The sequence below is a fragment of the Vibrio sp. 03_296 genome (assembly GCF_002265885.1).
This window is the reverse complement of record NZ_NPKW01000442.1, coordinates 1-520: the sequence shown is the minus strand read 5'-3', so window position 1 is coordinate 520 and position 520 is coordinate 1. Positions and strand designations below refer to the sequence as shown.

At 46.5% G+C, this 520-nt stretch carries 2 pseudogenes; both read right to left on the bottom strand.

Annotated features, from left to right (window positions below):
- Nucleotides 1-229 (bottom strand): annotated as a pseudogene (locus tag CIK04_RS25255) (3'-5' exonuclease); the annotation flags it as partial.
- Nucleotides 230-232: 3 nt separating this feature from the next.
- Nucleotides 233-520, bottom strand: a pseudogene (locus tag CIK04_RS25250) (putative nucleotidyltransferase substrate binding domain-containing protein); the annotation flags it as partial.

The window sequence follows — 520 nt, the reverse complement described above, 5'->3', positions numbered from 1 at the left end:
GGTGTAAATCAAGGGTACCAAGCCCAATAGAAAGAATATCGTGTTGATTGGGATTTAAGCCAGTGGTTTCAAAGTCTAAGGCCACCAGTGGTGTTGAGCCTATCACTGTCTCGCCCGAGACGGGGGGTGATTGATAAAATCGGCGCAAGCGCGCATCGGCAACTCGCTGCTGCTTTTGCAGGAATTTGTGCTGCCATTCAAGCTTGGTGGGTTTGAGTAAAGAGATCATAAGCTACTTAAAATGGCTAGAGGCTTGGTAACGAAACTTCAAGAAGTTCTGCGCGTTACTTAGAATCTGAAACGCATCTTTTAACGTTCGGCGCTCAAAGTCGGACAGATTTTCCGGCTCAATGTTGTTGTCGGGTTCATTGTCATTTGCCACATCAATCGCTTGATGGCGGATCCGTACCATGGAGATGAACTCCAAGGCATCTTTAAGAATTTTGCGCACGACCTTTAGGCAATATGCCCGCATCGATAATGTCATCAAGACGTTCAAAGGAGTTTTTCGCCGTTGAAC